This is a genomic window from Stenotrophomonas nitritireducens, assembly GCF_050984405.1.
GTDB lineage: Bacteria > Pseudomonadota > Gammaproteobacteria > Xanthomonadales > Xanthomonadaceae > Stenotrophomonas > Stenotrophomonas nitritireducens_B.
In genome coordinates this window covers 213,562-228,869 of sequence record NZ_CP158790.1, presented here as the reverse complement: position 1 = coordinate 228,869, position 15,308 = coordinate 213,562, and the positions used below count along the sequence as shown (strand labels likewise).

Annotated in this window: 12 protein-coding genes and 1 riboswitch; of the genes, 7 read left to right on the top strand and 5 right to left on the bottom strand. The window is 69.6% G+C overall.

The window, feature by feature from the left end:
• Positions 1-199 precede the first annotated feature (199 nt).
• Positions 200-1,810: a carboxyl transferase domain-containing protein gene (locus ABTV91_RS01035; RefSeq protein WP_433852795.1), complete on the bottom strand. Its 1,611-nt coding sequence runs from the start codon at positions 1,808-1,810 to the stop codon at positions 200-202.
• Positions 1,811-1,967: 157 nt separating this feature from the next.
• Positions 1,968-3,131 (bottom strand): isovaleryl-CoA dehydrogenase, encoded by a 1,164-nt coding sequence (locus tag ABTV91_RS01030; protein ID WP_433852794.1) that lies wholly within the window; start codon positions 3,129-3,131, stop codon positions 1,968-1,970.
• Positions 3,132-3,276: 145 nt separating this feature from the next.
• On the opposite strand from ABTV91_RS01030, the gene ABTV91_RS01025 reads away from it, so the two are divergent.
• The 3 genes from ABTV91_RS01025 to ABTV91_RS01015 all read left to right on the top strand — a co-directional run bounded on the left by ABTV91_RS01025 (position 3,277) and on the right by ABTV91_RS01015 (position 6,339).
• Positions 3,277-3,903, top strand: a complete 627-nt coding sequence (locus ABTV91_RS01025) for a TetR/AcrR family transcriptional regulator (protein ID WP_433852793.1) — start codon at positions 3,277-3,279, stop codon at positions 3,901-3,903.
• A 111-nt stretch (positions 3,904-4,014) separates the two neighbouring features.
• Positions 4,015-4,536 carry a c-type cytochrome gene (locus tag ABTV91_RS01020; RefSeq protein WP_343199443.1) on the top strand — a complete coding sequence of 174 codons (522 nt, stop codon included), beginning with the start codon at positions 4,015-4,017 and terminating at the stop codon, positions 4,534-4,536.
• A 75-nt stretch (positions 4,537-4,611) separates the two neighbouring features.
• Complete coding sequence (locus ABTV91_RS01015; protein ID WP_433852792.1) at positions 4,612-6,339, top strand: ExeM/NucH family extracellular endonuclease; 1,728 nt, start codon at positions 4,612-4,614, stop codon at positions 6,337-6,339.
• A 49-nt stretch (positions 6,340-6,388) separates the two neighbouring features.
• On the opposite strand, the gene ABTV91_RS01010 is transcribed toward ABTV91_RS01015, so the two are convergent.
• Both ABTV91_RS01010 and ABTV91_RS01005 read right to left on the bottom strand, forming a co-directional pair.
• Positions 6,389-6,760: a MerC family mercury resistance protein gene (locus tag ABTV91_RS01010; protein ID WP_433852791.1), complete on the bottom strand. Its 372-nt coding sequence runs from the start codon at positions 6,758-6,760 to the stop codon at positions 6,389-6,391.
• A gap of 80 nt (positions 6,761-6,840) precedes the next feature.
• The gene (locus tag ABTV91_RS01005; protein ID WP_433852790.1) at positions 6,841-7,701 is read right to left on the bottom strand and encodes an EamA/RhaT family transporter; all 861 of its coding nucleotides are present in this window, start codon (positions 7,699-7,701) and stop codon (positions 6,841-6,843) included.
• Positions 7,702-7,768: 67 nt separating this feature from the next.
• Between ABTV91_RS01005 and ABTV91_RS01000 the strand changes: the two genes are divergently transcribed.
• The 3 genes from ABTV91_RS01000 to ABTV91_RS00990 all read left to right on the top strand — a co-directional run bounded on the left by ABTV91_RS01000 (position 7,769) and on the right by ABTV91_RS00990 (position 11,122).
• Positions 7,769-8,440, top strand: a complete 672-nt coding sequence (locus ABTV91_RS01000) for an alpha/beta hydrolase (RefSeq protein ID WP_433852789.1) — start codon at positions 7,769-7,771, stop codon at positions 8,438-8,440.
• A 2-nt stretch (positions 8,441-8,442) separates the two neighbouring features.
• On the top strand, positions 8,443-9,537 hold the full coding sequence (gene zapE / locus ABTV91_RS00995; RefSeq protein ID WP_433852788.1) for a cell division protein ZapE: 1,095 nt from the start codon (positions 8,443-8,445) through the stop codon (positions 9,535-9,537).
• A 112-nt stretch (positions 9,538-9,649) separates the two neighbouring features.
• Positions 9,650-11,122: a VWA domain-containing protein gene (locus ABTV91_RS00990; protein WP_433852787.1), complete on the top strand. Its 1,473-nt coding sequence runs from the start codon at positions 9,650-9,652 to the stop codon at positions 11,120-11,122.
• 136 nt (positions 11,123-11,258) lie between these two features.
• On the opposite strand, the gene ABTV91_RS00985 is transcribed toward ABTV91_RS00990, so the two are convergent.
• Positions 11,259-12,065, bottom strand: coding sequence for a DUF2884 family protein (locus ABTV91_RS00985; protein WP_433852786.1), 807 nt, complete (start codon positions 12,063-12,065; stop codon positions 11,259-11,261).
• A 267-nt stretch (positions 12,066-12,332) separates the two neighbouring features.
• Positions 12,333-12,633, top strand: a riboswitch (cobalamin riboswitch).
• A gap of 264 nt (positions 12,634-12,897) precedes the next feature.
• On the opposite strand from ABTV91_RS00985, the gene ABTV91_RS00980 reads away from it, so the two are divergent.
• Entirely contained in the window at positions 12,898-15,207 is a 2,310-nt protein-coding gene (locus tag ABTV91_RS00980) for a ribonucleoside-diphosphate reductase subunit alpha (RefSeq protein ID WP_433854089.1), read from the top strand.
• Positions 15,208-15,308 lie beyond the last annotated feature (101 nt).

The following is a 15,308-nucleotide window of genomic DNA, read 5'->3' as shown; positions in this document are numbered from 1 at the left end:
GGGTCCACTCCGCCGCCGGGATTTTTCGACACGACATCCTTGTCGTGTCGAAAAACGACGTGCATCCATGCACGTCGCCCTTCGGGTCTTGTCCGTCGGCTCCGTCGCTGCGGAAGGGAACCCGGAGAAGCGAAGGCAACAGCAGGAGCCGAAGCAAAGGCGCGGCCTTCCAGTTCGGCATGCCTCATGCTGGCGGCCATCACATCCGGAACACGCCAAACCGCGTGTCCTGCGCCGGCGCATTGAGGCTGGCGGCCAGCGCCAGGCCGAGGACGCGGCGGGTGTCGGCCGGGTCGATCACCCCGTCGTCCCACAGCCGCGCGCTGGCGTAGTAGGGGTGGCCCTGTCGTTCGAACTGCTCGCGGATCGGCGCCTTGAACGCTTCCTCCTCGTCGGCCGGCCATTGCCCGCCCTTGCCTTCGATGCCGTCGCGCTTGACCGTGGCCAGCACGCTGGCGGCCTGCTCGCCGCCCATCACCCCGATGCGCGCGTTCGGCCACATCCACAGGAAGTGCGGCGAATAGGCGCGGCCACACATGCCGTAGTTGCCGGCGCCGAACGAGCCGCCGATCACCACCGTGTACTTGGGCACGCGCGCGTTGGCCACCGCCATCACCAGCTTGGCGCCGTCCTTGGCGATGCCGCCGTGTTCGTATTTGCGGCCGACCATGAAGCCGGTGATGTTCTGCAGGAACACCAGCGGGATGCCGCGCTGGCAGCACAGTTCGATGAAGTGTGCGCCCTTGAGCGCGGATTCGGAGAACAGGATGCCGTTATTGGCGACGATCCCGACCGGGTGGCCGTGCACGTGCGCGAATCCGGTCACCAGGGTGTTGCCGTAGCGCGGCTTGAACTCGTCGAACCGCGAACCATCGACAATGCGCATGATCACCTCGCGCACGTCATAGGGTTTGCGCGTGTCGGTCGGGATCACGCCGTACAGCTCGTGCGCATCGAACAGCGGCGCCTCATCGGCCAGCAGCGCGACGCCCGGCGTGGGCTTGCGCCAATTGAGGCTGGCAATGATGGCGCGCACCCGCGCCAGCGCCTGCAGGTCGTTGTCGGCCATGTGGTCGGCGACGCCGGAGATGCGCGTATGCACGTCGGCGCCGCCCAGTTCCTCGGCGCTGACCACTTCGCCGGTCGCCGCCTTCACCAGCGGCGGGCCGCCGAGGAAGATGGTGCCCTGTTCCTTGACGATGACCGTCTCGTCGCTCATCGCCGGCACGTAGGCGCCGCCGGCGGTGCAACTGCCCATCACGCAGGCGATCTGCGGGATGCCCTGCGCCGACAGATTGGCCTGGTTGTAGAAGATGCGGCCGAAATGGTCGCGGTCCGGGAACACCTCGTCCTGCAGCGGCAGGAAGGCGCCGCCGGAATCGACCAGGTAGATGCAGGGCAGGCGGTTCTGCTGCGCGATCTCCTGCGCGCGCAGGTGCTTCTTCACCGTGACCGGGTAATAGGTGCCGCCCTTGACCGTGGCGTCGTTGGCGACCACGAGGCACTCCACGCCGGCCACGCGGCCGATGCCGGCAACCATGCCGGCGCCCGGTACCGGATCGTCGTACATGCCGTGCGCGGCCAGTGGCGCGATCTCCAGGAACGGGCTGCCGGGATCGAGCAGGGCGTCGATGCGCTCGCGCACCAGCAGCTTGCCGCGCGCGGTGTGCTTGGCCCGCGCCGCGTCGCTGCCGCCGCGCGCGGTGCGCTCCAGCGTCGCGCGCAGGTCATCGACCAGCGCCTGCATCGCCGCGCGGTTGGCTTCGAACGTCTCGCTGCCGGGTTGCAGCTGGGTCTTCAGTACGGTCATGGCGGTGGTTCCTGCTGTTCCCTTCTCCCGTCGGGAGAAGGTGGCGCGAAGCGCCGGATGAGGGTACGGGCGGAGCATTCGTGCAGCCTGACTATTGCGAGGAGCTTCGCTCCGTCCCTCTCCCCAACCCCTCTCCCGCAGGGAGAGGGGCTTTGATTCACGCGGTGCGCTGGAACAACTCACGCCCGATCAGCATGCGCCGGATTTCCGAAGTGCCGGCGCCGATCTCGTACAGCTTGGCGTCTCGCCACAGGCGCCCGGCCGGGTACTCGTTGATGTAGCCATTGCCGCCGAGGATCTGGATCGCCTCGCCGGCGGCCCAGGTGGCCTTCTCGGCCGAATACAGGATCGCGCCGGCCGCGTCCTGGCGGGTGGTGCGGCCCTGGTCGCAGGCGCGCGCCACCGCATACACGTAGGCGCGGCAGGCGTTGAGGCCCACGTACATGTCGGCGAGTTTGGCCTGGATCAGCTGGAACGTACCGATCGCCTCGCCGAACTGGCGGCGTTCGTGCACGTAGGGCAGCACCACGTCCAGCGCCGCGGCCATCAGCCCGAGCGGGCCGCCGGACAGCACCACGCGTTCGTAGTCCAGGCCGGACATCAGCACCTTCACGCCGCCGCCCACTTCGCCCAGCACGTTCTCGGCCGGCACCTCGCAGTCCTGGAACACCAGCTCGCAGGTGTTGGAGGCGCGCATGCCCAGCTTGTCCAGCTTCTGCGCGGTGGAAAAGCCCCTCATGCCCTTCTCGACGATGAAGGCGGTGATGCCGCGCGAACCGGCGTCCGGATCGGTCTTGGCGTAGACCACCAGCACGTCGGCGTCCGGGCCGTTGGTGATCCACATCTTGTTGCCGTTGAGCACGTAGCGGTCGCCGCGCCGGTCCGCGCGCAGCTTCATCGACACCACGTCCGAGCCCGCGCCCGGCTCGCTCATCGCCAACGCGCCGACGTGTTCGCCGCTGCACAGCCTGGGCAGGTAGCGCTGCTTCTGCGCCTGGCTGCCGTTCTTGCGCAGCTGGTTGAGGCACAGGTTGGAGTGCGCGCCGTAGGACAGGCCGATGCCGCCGGACGCGCGCGAGATCTCTTCCATCGCCACCACATGGGCCAGGTAGCCCATGCCGCTGCCGCCGTATTCTTCCTCCACGGTCATGCCAAGCAGCCCCTGTTCGCCGAGCTGGCGCCAGAGCGGGTTGGGGAAGTGGTTGGTCGCGTCCGCTTCGGTGGCCAGCGGCGCGATGTGCGCGGCGGCGAACTGGGCCACGCTGTCGCGCAGCATGTCGATCTCTTCGCCGAGATCGAAGGAAAGGGTGGGGACGTGCATGGGGGCGGCTCCGGTACGGCAGGGCGAGAGGGCGCTCCGGGAGGGGATGACGGATTGGGCCGTCAGCACGGGCGTTCGCGCGCAGCCTAGCGGGTCCCTGTCAAAAAGTGAATAAAAATTCAAAAATTGAACCTAGAATCACTCCATGGCCTACAAACGATCGGAACTGATGGAAAAACGCCTCGCCGGCAACCGCGAGGCGATCCTGGCCGCGGCCCGCCGGCTGGTCGCCGCGGGCGGCTACCGCAATGCGCCGGTCACCGCCGTGGCGGCCGAGGCGGGCGTGTCCACCGGGCTGATCTACCGGCATTTCCCGTCCAAAGCCGACCTGTTCGTGGAAGTGCTGACCGCGGCGGTCGAGCACGAACTGGACATCCTGTCGGCCATCGCCGACGAAGCCGCGCCGGCGTCGCAGCGCCTGCAGCGCGCGGTGGCTTCCTTCGTGCGCCGCGCGCTGGCCGGCCCGGCGCTGGCCTATGCCTTCATCGCCGAGCCGGTGGACCCGGAGGTGGAGGCCGAGCGCATCCGCTGCCGGCGCCTGTTCGGCGACGTGTTCAAGCGCATCCTCGACGACGGCGTGCGCGGCGGCGAGTTCGCGCCGCAGGACCTGGACGTGGGCGCGGCCTGCATCGTCGGCGCCTTCACCGAGGCGCTGGTCGGTCCGACCGCGCCCAGCCGCGACGGCCTGCGCGACGGCGAGCCGCTGGTCGAGGCGATCTGCGCGCTGTGTCTGCGGGCCGCCGGCATGCGCACGCCGACGGCAACGGGCTGAGCCCGGGCCGCCGCGCTTCCGCCCGTCGGGCCGTTGCCGGTGGGTGGGGGCGCTGGTCTATACTCCGCCGGTAGCTGTGGTCCTCCGACTACTTGCCAGGGGTGTTGATACGTGCGGAATTACGACCTTCAGTTCCTGAAACGCTTCTCCATCGTGATCGCCATCTTGGCCGTCATCACGATCGGCCTGATCATCCTTGCGTCGTTCCTGCAGCGCGCGATTCCCCGCGAAGCGTCGGCCACGGCCACGCAGCGCCTCGAGCAGCGCATCGCGCCTGCCGGGGCGGTCTACGCCGGCAGCACCGGCGCGGCGGCGCAGGCCGCGGCGGCGGAAGCGGCGGCCGCCAAGGCCGCGGCGGCGGGCGGCGCCTACGGCGGCACGCTCGACGGCAAGGTGATCTTCGACAAGCTGTGCACCGCGTGCCACCTGACCGGCGTGGGCAACGCGCCGACGCTGGACCACGCGCACTGGGACAAGCGCATCGCCCAGGGCACCGAGACGCTCTACAAGCACGCCATCGAGGGCTACACCGGCCCGGACGGCGGCGTGATGCCGCCGAAGGGCGGCAACGCCGGCCTGAGCGACGAGCAGATCCACGCCACCGTGGACTGGATGCTCGCCAACCTGAAATAAAACGTCCCCCATCATGGACACACGGCGCCGCCCTCCCGGGCGGCGCTTTGTTTTCTGCCGTTCCGGAGTCCACCCATGCGCCACCTTCCCTCGCTGCTCGCCCTGTCGCTGTCGTTCGCCCTCGTTGCGCCGGCCATCGCCAAGGGGCCGGCCGTCACCGCCATCGGCCAGGTGCAGGGCAGCGGCGGGCGCAGCCCGCTGGAAGGAAAGCTGGTCACCATCGAGGGCGCCGTCACCGCCGACCTGCGGGCCGGACTGGGCGGCGTGTTCGTGCAGGATGCCGGCGACGGCGATGCGGCCACGTCCGATGCGCTGTTCGTGCAGTTGGACCCGGCGCAGAACGCGTCGGTGGGGCAATGGCTGCGCATCACCGGCACCGTGCAGGAACTGCCGGCCGGCAAGGACGGCCAGGCGTTGACCGTGTTGAAGGCGGAGACGGTCGTCGCGGCCCGCGCGCGTCCGACGCCGCCGGTCACCGTGCTCGAAGGCGTGCCCGCCAGCTGGGAAGCGCTGGAAGGCATGCGGGTGCGCATCGCCGCGCCGTTGACCCTGGCCGGCCAGGACCAGCTCGCGCGCCATGGCGAGCTCACCGTCGCCTTCGATGGCCGGTTGTGGCAGCCGAGCGAACGGGCCGCCGCCGGCAGCGCGGAGAACGCCGCGCTGGTGGCCGACAACGCGCGCCGCCGCCTGCGACTGGACGACGGCAGCGGCAAGCGCGATCCGGGCGGCGTGCCGTACCTGCCCGACACCGCGGTGCTGCGCACCGGCATGGTGTTCAACGACGTCGAAGGCGTGGTGGACCAGCGCTACGACGGCGGCTACCGGCTGCAGCTGACCCGGGCGTTGCAGGTGTCCGCCGTCGAGCGCCCGCAACCGCCGGTGGTGGCGGGTGCGCTGCGCATCGCCGCGTTCAACCTGGAGAACTATTTCAACGGCGACAACCACGGCGGCGGCTTCCCGACCCTGCGCGGCGCCAAGACGTTCGCGCAGTTCCAGGCGCAGCAGGCCAAGCTGATCGCCACCATCCGCGGCCTGGATGCGGACGTGGCCGCGCTGATGGAACTGGAGAACGACGGCTACGGCCCGGATTCGGCGATCGCCGGGCTGGTGCGCGCGCTCAACGAAGGGCAGGGCAAGGGTGGCGACTGGGCGTTCGTCGACGCCGGCAAGGGCCCGGGCGACAACCCCATCCGCGTCGGCATCGTCTACCGTGCCTCGCGCGTGGCGCCGGTGGGCAGGCCCGCGGTGCTGGAGCAGGAACCTTTCGGCGAGCGCAGCCGCGTGCCGCTGGCGCAGGCTTTCCGCATGGGCCGCAAGGGCCGGCCGTTCGTGGTCGTGGCCAATCACTTCAAGTCCAAGGGCTGCAGCGAGGCGGCTGGCGCCGACGCCGACCAGAACGACGGCCAGGGCTGCTGGACGGCGACCCGCGTGGCGTCGGCGCGGCTGTTGAACCAGTGGCTGCAGCGCGACCCGACCGGCAGCGGCAGCCGCGATGCGGTGCTGCTGGGCGACTTCAACGCCTATGCGATGGAAGATCCGATCCGCCAGCTGCACGCCGATGGCTGGACGGATGCGTTCAAGGTGGCCGGCGTGGAGCAGCCCTACAGCTACGTCTACAACGGCCTCACCGGCCGTCTCGACCATGCCCTGCTCAACGCCGGCATGGCGGCGCGCCTGAAGGGCGCGGCCGAATGGCACATCAACGCCGACGAGGCCGACGAAACGGGCTACCAGGGACGCAACGTGCCCGGCCCGTGGCGCAGCTCGGACCACGATCCGCTGCTGCTGGGCTTCGATCCCTGAGACGGGGCGAAGGGCGCGCGGGCGCCGCGTCCCCTGGTGCCCGCGACCGTCAGTGCGCGTGCCGCCGCGCCGCGTTCCACAGGTGGGCGCTGGCCAGCGCCAGGCTGCCGGCGATGGTCAGCGGCGTTTCGGCCCGCTCGCCCAGGCCGCCGGACGCACCGGCCAGCAGCAGCGCCAGCCCGGAGCCCGCCAGCAGCCACAGCGCGGCGGGAAGCGGGCGGTGGCGGTGCGCGCGCCACAGCGCGTAGCTGGTCAGCGGCGCGGCGATCAGCACGAACACCCCATGCACCCATTCGGCCTCGATCCAGGCGCCGAACAGCGGCAGCAGCGCGGCCAGCAGCGGCAGCGCCAGGCAGTGCAGCAGGCACAGGCCGGACAGGGCGACGGCGGAGGCATCGAACAGGGCGGCGGCATTCTTCATCGGATCGGCTCCAGTTTTGTTACAAAGTAACACTTGACGGCCGAGAACCGCCACCTTGGCGAGGAACCCATCCTGGAAACTCAGCCCTGCGCGCCGCGCGCGATCAGCGCGATCGCCACCACCGCCAGGCCCAGGCCCAGGCGGTTCCAGCGGCTGGTCTTCTCGCCGAAGGCAAGCACGCCGACCAGCGCCCCCAGGCAGACCACGCCGATGTTCATGCCGGCGAAGATGGTGGCCGGGCTGTGCGGCATCGCCTGGTGGGCGCGCACGTAGAACAGGATGTTGCCGAAGTTGATCGCGCCCAGCAGCAGGCCGAAGCCGAAGTTGCGTGCGCCCAGCCGGCAGCGGCCGCTGACATGGCGCTGCAGCTGCCAGCCCAGCATCAGCACGAAGGCGAGGGCGAAGCTGACCAGCAGCGCGGCGGCGGAGGGCGTGCCCGACAGCGCCACCTGCTTGAGCAGGATGTCGATCAGCGCGAAACCGGCCCATACCGCCAGCAGCCAGCGCCAGCTCGAGGCCGTGGCGTTGCCGCGCTCGCCGCTGCGCGCGCTCACGCCGACGATGGCCAGCAGGCCCAGCCCCAGCCCGGCCAGCTTCCAGCCGTTGGCCTGCTCGCCGAACAGCACGAAGGCCGCGCCCAGCGACAGCAGCAGCGACAGGCGCTGTGCCACATCGCTACGCACGATACCGGCCTCGCGCACCGCGCGCGCCAGCACCAGGAAAATGCCCGGCAGCGCGATCGCCAGGCCGAGCAGCGCCGGCCATGGCGCATGCCCGCCCTGCAGCGAACCCAGCGAAGGCCTGAGCAGCAGCGACAGCGCGCTGGCGGCCAGGTAGTTCCAGGTCACGGCCTGGGCGATGTCGATGCCGCGCCGCGGCGCCAGCTTGAGCAGCACCGAGACCAGCACGCTGCAGGCCACGCTCAGGATCAGGAAGTGCATCGCGTTCGCTCGCTACCGCTGACGGGACGGCGATGAAGCCGCCGGACGGGGCCGGTATCATGCCCGAATGCAGACTCCCCCATTTCCCCAAGCGTCGGCGACGCTGATGCTGGACGGCCCGGCCGGACCGCTGGAAGTCGCCGTCGATCCGCCCGACACCGGGGCCGTGCCGCACCCGGTCGTCGCCGTCATCTGCCACCCGCTCTCCACCGAGGGCGGCAGCATGCACAACAAAGTGGTGACGATGGTCGCGCGCGCGCTGCGCGAGCTGGGCGTCACCACCGTGCGCTTCAATTTCCGCAGCGTCGGCGCCTCGGCCGGCAGCTACGACAACGGCGAGGGCGAGCAGGACGACCTGCGCGCGGTGGTGGCGTGGGTGCGCGCCCAGCGCCCGGACTGCGCGCTGTGGCTGGCCGGCTTCAGCTTCGGCGCCTATGTCTGCCTGCGCGCCAGTGGCGCATTGCAGCCGCAGGCGCTGATCTCGATCGCGCCGCCGGTCGGCCGCCGCACGTGGGATTTCGACAGCCTGCAGCCGCCGGCGAACTGGCTGGTGGTGCAGGGCGATGCCGACGAGATCGTCGACGCGCAGGCCGTTTACGCCTGGCTGGAAACGCTGGCCGATCCGCCGCAGCTGGTGCGCATGCCCGACACCAGCCATTTCTTCCATCGCAAGCTGATCGACCTGCGCGGCGCGATCCAGCACGAAGTGCGGCGCTGGCTGCCCGACGGCAGCTGCTGAGCATGGGCGCGACGACCCCCTCGCAGCGCTACGCCGCCGGCGTGGCCCGTGGCGACTGGCGCGACGATCCGGCCCAGCACGCGGCGCTGGCCGAACTGGATCGCATCCACGAGGCCATCGTCGATTCGGCGCAGGATGGCTGGCTCGACCGGCTGTCGGCGTTCTGGAAGAAGCCCGAGCCGGTCAGGGGCCTGTACTTCTGGGGCGGCGTCGGTCGTGGCAAGACCTTCCTGGTCGACCTGTTCTACGACGGCCTGCCGATCGAACAGAAGTACCGCACCCACTTCCACCGCTTCATGCGCGGCATCCACGAGCGGCTGCGCGAACACCAGGGGCAGAGCGACCCGCTGGCGAAGATCGCCCAGGAATGGCGCAACAACCTGCGCGTGCTGGTACTGGACGAGTTCTTCGTCACCGACATCGGCGACGCCATGCTGCTGGCGCGCCTGCTCGAGCGCCTGTTCGCCGAAGGCGTGACCCTGGTGACCACCTCCAACACGGCGGTGGAGAACCTCTATCTCAACGGCCTGCAGCGCGACAGCTTCCTGCCGGCCATCGCCCTGCTGCAGAAGTACTGCGTGGAGCTGTACGCCGAAGGCACCGAGGACTACCGCATGCGCGCGCTGACCCGCTCGCCGGTGTACCGCGCGCCGCTCGCCGACGACAGCGATGCCTGGCTGGGCGGACGCTGGAAGGAACTGAGCGGCGGGCAGGACGCGCGCGCCGGCAACATCCAGATCGAGGGCCGCAAGATTCCCGTGCGCGGGCGCGGCAAGAGCATCGTCTGGTTCGACTTCCCGGCGCTGTGCGAGGGCCCGCGCGGTCCGTCGGACTACATCGAGATCGCGCGCGAGTTCAACACCGTGCTGCTCGGCGGCATCCCGCACTTCGACCGCATGAACGAGGACGCCGCGCGGCGCTTCGTCAACCTGATCGACGAGCTGTACGACCGCCAGGTCAACCTGGTCTGCACCGCGCAGGACGCGCCGCCGCTGCTCTATTCCGGCACCCGCCTGGCCGGCGCCTTCGAGCGTACGGCCAGCCGCCTGATCGAGATGCAGAGCGCCGAATACCTGGGCACCGCCCACCGGCTTTGAACCCGCAAACCCGCAGGAGCGCAAGGTCCTCAACCCCGTTTGTCGTGATCATCCGTTCTCCTTTCCGCATGCCGCCCCCGGCGGCCCACCCTGCAAGAAACGGAGCGCGCAGATGAAGCACACAAGCATGGCATCCCGGCGCCTGCCGGTACGTTCGATGGCATTCGCGTTGACGGTGCTGGCCGGCCTGCCGGCGCTCGCCGGTGAGCCGTTGTGGCCGGAGCCGGCCACGGTCGTCGTGGTGCCCGACTTGAAGGCGCCGGCGCTCAAGCGCACGCGCCAGACCGCGCCGAACTTCCGCGCGCCGGTGGCCACCGTCTGCAGCGATGCGCCGCGCATGCGCGAGGTGCCGGATCCGCAGCCGCCGCAGCGCGTGCGTGACATTCCCGCGCTGGTGGGCAAGGTGGGACGCGACAAGCTGCTGCGGGAAGCCGCGCCGCCCCCACCCCCGGCTCCGGTCGTCGCTACCGACGCGATGAGCGTGACGGTATCGGGCTCGCGGGCCGACCTGGCGATGCCGTATGCGCCGGCGCCGGTGCGGCAGCAACCCGCCACGCCGGTGACCGCCGGCGTGGTCGACGACAACGCCGACTTCGGCGGCTTCCAGCAGTTCCTGCAGCGCCATGCAGAAGCGGCGCAGCTGGGCCGCGACGTCTCCGTGCGCCAGCGCCTGCGCGTGCTCGACGCGCAGGGCCGGCCGGTGCCCGATGCCGAGGTCGCGGTCTCCGCCGCCGATGGCGCGCGGATGTGGGCGCGCACCGATGCCGGCGGTCAGGCCTGGCTGCACCTGAACGCCTTCGACGACCGCGACTCGGCCAGCTACCGGGTGGACGTGCGCCGCGACGGCCGGCAGGCGCAGGCGCAGCTGAGGCGCGGGCAGAAGGACGTGCTGGAAGTGCGGTTGCCCGCTGCCACGCCCGCGGCGCGCGCGCGGCTGGACCTGGTGTTCATGGTCGATGCGACCGGTTCGATGGGCGACGAGATCGACAAGCTGCGCGCCTCGCTGCGCGACATCGTGCGTGGCATCGAGCAGCTGCCGTCGCGCCCGGACGTGTGCCTGGGACTGGTCACCTACCGCGACCGCGGCGACGAGTATCTCGTGCGCAGCTGGGACCTGAGCGGCAATGTCGCCGCGTTCCAGCAGGTGCTCGACGGCGTGCGCGCCGGCGGTGGCGGCGACATGCCCGAGGCCATGAACGAAGCCTTCGACCATGCGGTGCAGGCGCTGGCCTGGCGCGGCCCGGCGACCACGCGCCTGCTGGTGTCGCTGGCCGACGCGCCGCCGCACATGGACTATCCGCCGCCGCATTACGACCAGACCATGCTCGCGGCGCTGGGCAAGGGCATCAAGGTGTTCAGCGTGGCCGCGTCGGGGCAGGACACCACCGGCGAGATCGCGCAGCGGCAGATCGCCCAGTACACCGGCGGGCGCTTCATCTTCCTCACCTACAAGGACGCGTCCGACCCGGGCAGCGGCCCCGGCCGCGAAACCGTGCACGACGTGGCCGACTACTCGGTGGATACGCTGGACACGCTGGTGGTGCGGCTGGTGCGGGAGGAACTGGCGCAGTTGCCCCAAGGGTGAGCGGAGCGCTGGCGGAGTGATCCTTCTCCCGCGGGAGAAGGTGCCCGAAGGGCGGATGAGGGGACGGCGCCGACGACGGTGAACCATCCGGCTCCGTCTGCCCTCACCCCAACCCCTCTCCCGCCGGGAAAGGGGCCTATGGCAGCTCGATGCTGTTGTCCGGTGCCTGTTCTTTCGCCACCGGCGCCTCGCCGCGCTCGCCGCTGACGTTCATCATCCGCAGGGGCTGGCCGTCGTAGCGGAATTCCAGCGCCGACTGCAGCCGGTCCAGCGCCAGGACCTGGGTGCACAGGGACTGCGCATGCTGCTCCAGGGCGCGGGCGCGCGCTTCGATCTTCGGCTCGAGTTCGGCTTCGATCTTCTCGCTGCGTTTCTCGATGCGTTCCTCGCCGCCGGTGAGCATGGTCCACAGCAGGCCGCGGGCGATGGAGCCCTTGAGCGATTCGGCCGACGCCTGCACGCGCTGCTCGAAGCCCTCGCCGAACAGATCCTGCTCCCAGCGCCCGCGGCCGATGGTCGAGGCGACGAAACGCTCGGCGTCCCTGCGCAGCGCGCGTACCTTGCGCGAATCGAAGTTGCCGGTCATGGAGCCGTACACCACGTCCAGCACGTCGAAGCTGATCCCCACCGATTCGTTGGCGATGCCGGTGACCGCCGGCATCAGCTGGCGCACCCCGGCCTCGAGCACGCGCAGGCGCTGCGCGTCGTCGGCACTGACCGCCTGCATGCGCCCGTCGATGCTCAGTTCGCCGTCGTGGAACACGATCTCGCGCGGCGTGGCGTCGTGCCGGCGCAGCCAGATGCCGCCGCCATCGACCAGCACGTCGTAATCGGTGCTGACCCCGCACTGGGTGGACGACAGCGCCGGCGACTTCACCGTGCCGGCCTGCGCGGCCAGGGGCGACAGGGCGAGCAGGGCGGCGGCGAGGGCCAGACGGCGCATGGCGGGAATCCATTCGAAGGGCCGACAGGATCGCCGGCCGCGCCGTGGGCGGGCGCCGGCCGGAAGTCATGGCCCTGCAACCAGGGTATCGCACGATGAATGCGTGAGGCGTTTTCCTACCCGCCAATCGGCTACCAAAGGGTTGACTGCGCAGTCCTGATGAGCAGTCGGCCGTGGGCCCACCCGCCGCCAGGGAAGCGATCGCTTGTGCCACAAGGGGAGCGCGGCCACCCACAATATTTGGCGTTGACCGGGCCGTTTGCCCCCACTATCTTGTGGCTCGTCGGTTCTGGCGGGTTGCTCCCCGCCGGATTGAAAGGGAAGCCGGTGACGCCTTCGATGGCCATTCCGGCACTGCCCCGCAGCGGTAACTGGGAACGAACCCGCCACAAAGCACTGAGGCCCGATGCCTTGGGAAGCGGCGGACTAGGAGAAGCAGGAACGAGTTCAGAGAAACGAGAAACGAGAGATGGCCGGCGCTGCCGCTTTACTCGTTCCTCGTTCCTCCCCACTCGTTCCTCGCTTCAAGCCCATGAGTCCGAAGACCTGCCGACAGCCGCGCGAAGCACAGCGCGCGGTGCCGGCTGCGGAGTCTTCGAGGGGAAGACGGCTGGCGACGCGGCAGCGCCGGTGGCGACCTCGGGTCGCGCCCGTCGCGGATGCTGCGACGCCGTCCTTCCATGCTCGTCGCCCGCCACCGGCCCTGGTTCCTGCGAGGGCAGGCGCCGCGTGCACCACGCCATGAGGACGCATTGCCGTGACCGCCACCGATACCGCCGTTGTCCCGACCGAGGCCGGCTTCGAACTGACCCCGCCGCCGACCGCCACCGCCATGAGCGTGACCAAGCGCAATGGCGGCACCGAGCCGGTGGACCTGAACAAGATCGTGCGTGCCATCCAGCGCTGCTGCGAAGGCCTGCACGCCGTCGATCCGATGCGCGTGGCGACGCGCACCATCTCCGGCCTCTACAACGGCGCGACCACCCAGGAACTGGACGAACTGTCGATCCGCACCGCCGCGCTGCTGATCGGCGAGGAACCGGAGTACGGCCGCCTGGCCGCGCGCCTGCTGGCCAACTTCATCGCCAAGGAAGTGTCCGGCCAGGAGATCCACGCCTTCTCGCAGTCGGTCGGCCGCGGCCACGAAGTGGGCCTGATCAACGACCGCCTGCTGAACTTCGTGCAGGTCAACGCGCGCAAGCTCAACGACGCGGTCAACCCCGAATACGACCTCAACTTCGACTACTTCGGCCTGCGCACGCTGTACGACCGCTACCTGCTGCGCCACCCGCACACGCGCAAGGTGATCGAGACGCCGCAGCAGTTCTTCCTGCGCATCGCCAGCGCGCTGAGCGAGGACGTGCCCGAGGCGCTGGCGCTGTACCAGCGCCTCGGCAACCTGGACTACCTGCCGTCCAGCCCGACCCTGTTCAACGCCGGCACCAGCCACGAGCAGCTGTCGTCCTGCTTCCTGCTGGATTCGCCGCAGGACTCGCTGGAATCCATCTACGCCAAGTATGGCGACATCGCGCAGCTGTCCAAGTTCAGTGGCGGCATCGGCGTGAGCTATACCCGCGTGCGTTCGCGCGGTTCGCTGATCAAGTCCACCAACGGTCATTCCAACGGCATCGTGCCGTGGCTGAAGACGCTGGATTCCTCGGTGGCCGCGGTCAACCAGGGCGGCAAGCGCAAGGGCGCGGCCTGCGTCTACCTGGAAACCTGGCACGCCGACATCGAGGATTTCCTGGAGCTGCGTGACAACGCCGGCGACGATTCGCGCCGCACCCACAACCTCAACCTGGCCAACTGGGTGCCGGACCTGTTCATGCAGCGCGTGGAGGCCGACCAGGCGTGGTCGCTGTTCGATCCGCGCGTGGTGCCGGAGTTCACCGACCTGTACGGCGAGGCGTTCGAGCGCGCCTACCTGCAGGCCGAGGCGCAGGGCAAGGCGGTCAAGACGCTGCCGGCGCGCAAGCTGTACGCGCGCATGATGCGCACCCTGGCCGAAACCGGAAACGGCTGGATGACCTTCAAGGACAAGTGCAACAAGGCCAGCAACCAGACCCTGCGCGCCGGCAACGTGATCCACCTGTCCAACCTGTGCACCGAGATCCTGGAGGTCACCTCGGCCGAGGAAACCGCGGTGTGCAACCTGGGTTCGATCAACCTGGGCAACCACCTCGACGCGCACGGCGATTTCGATTTCGACAAGCTCGCCGAAACCGTGCGCCTGGCCGTGCGCCAGCTCGACCGGGTGATCGACCTGAACTTCTACCCCATCGAGACCGCGCGCCGCGGCAACCTGCGCTGGCGCCCGGTGGGCCTGGGCTGCATGGGCCTGCAGGACGTGTTCTTCCGCATGCGCCTGCCGTTCGATTCGGAGGCCGCGCGCGCGCTGTCGGCCCGGATCGCCGAGGAAATCTATTTCCACGCGCTGGAAACCTCGTGCGAACTGGCGCAGGAACGTGGTCGCCACCCGTCGTTCAACGACACCCGCGCCGCCAGCGGCGAGCTGCAGTTCGACGCCTGGAACGTGGCGCCGGCCGACGTCGCGCGCTGGGACGCGCTGCGCGCACGCATCGGCCAGCATGGCCTGCGCAACTCGCTGATGATCGCCATCGCCCCGACCGCGACCATCGCCTCCATCGCCGGCTGCTACGAATGCGTGGAGCCGCAGGTGTCCAACTTGTTCAAGCGCGAGACCCTGTCCGGCGACTTCCTGCAGGTCAACCGCTACCTGGTGGGCGAGCTGAAGCAGCTGGGCCTGTGGACGCCGGAAATGCGCGATGTGATCAAGCTGGCCGACGGCTCGATCCAGAACCTGCCGCGCATTCCCGAAGCGCTGCGCGCCGTCTACCGCACCGCGTGGGAGCTGCCGATGCGCTCGCTGATCGACATGGCCGCCGACCGCGGCGCCTTCATCGACCAGTCCGCCTCGCTCAACCTGTTCATGGAAAGCCCGAACATCGGCGCGATGTCCTCCATGTACATGTACGCATGGAAGAAGGGCATCAAGACCACGTATTACCTGCGCTCGCGCCCTGCGACCAAGATCGCCAAGACCACGGTCAGCAGCTACACGCCCACCGAAGCCATCGCCTGCTCGCTGGAGAACCCGGAGGCGTGCGAGGCCTGCCAGTAAATGCTTTGAAGCCCCTCTCCCTTCGGGAGAGGGGTTGGGGTGAGGGTACGGCGATCAGCATTGCCGCCTCACCGAACCCTCATCCGGCCCTTCGGGCCACC

Bases quoted from the DNA above. Each gene is read 5' to 3' on its own strand.
- ABTV91_RS01035 (WP_433852795.1), bottom strand. From the start codon at position 1,810: ATGACCGTACTGAAGACCCAGCTGCAACCCGGCAGCGAGACGTTCGAA.
- ABTV91_RS00985 (WP_433852786.1), bottom strand. From the start codon at position 12,065: ATGCGCCGTCTGGCCCTCGCCGCCGCCCTGCTCGCCCTGTCGCCCCTG.
- ABTV91_RS01030 (WP_433852794.1), bottom strand. From the start codon at position 3,131: ATGCACGTCCCCACCCTTTCCTTCGATCTCGGCGAAGAGATCGACATG.
- zapE (WP_433852788.1), top strand. From the start codon at position 8,443: ATGGGCGCGACGACCCCCTCGCAGCGCTACGCCGCCGGCGTGGCCCGT.
- ABTV91_RS00980 (WP_433854089.1), top strand. From the start codon at position 12,898: ATGAGCGTGACCAAGCGCAATGGCGGCACCGAGCCGGTGGACCTGAAC.
- ABTV91_RS00990 (WP_433852787.1), top strand. From the start codon at position 9,650: ATGAAGCACACAAGCATGGCATCCCGGCGCCTGCCGGTACGTTCGATG.
- ABTV91_RS01025 (WP_433852793.1), top strand. From the start codon at position 3,277: ATGGCCTACAAACGATCGGAACTGATGGAAAAACGCCTCGCCGGCAAC.
- ABTV91_RS01010 (WP_433852791.1), bottom strand. From the start codon at position 6,760: ATGAAGAATGCCGCCGCCCTGTTCGATGCCTCCGCCGTCGCCCTGTCC.
- ABTV91_RS01015 (WP_433852792.1), top strand. From the start codon at position 4,612: ATGCGCCACCTTCCCTCGCTGCTCGCCCTGTCGCTGTCGTTCGCCCTC.
- ABTV91_RS01000 (WP_433852789.1), top strand. From the start codon at position 7,769: ATGCAGACTCCCCCATTTCCCCAAGCGTCGGCGACGCTGATGCTGGAC.
- ABTV91_RS01005 (WP_433852790.1), bottom strand. From the start codon at position 7,701: ATGCACTTCCTGATCCTGAGCGTGGCCTGCAGCGTGCTGGTCTCGGTG.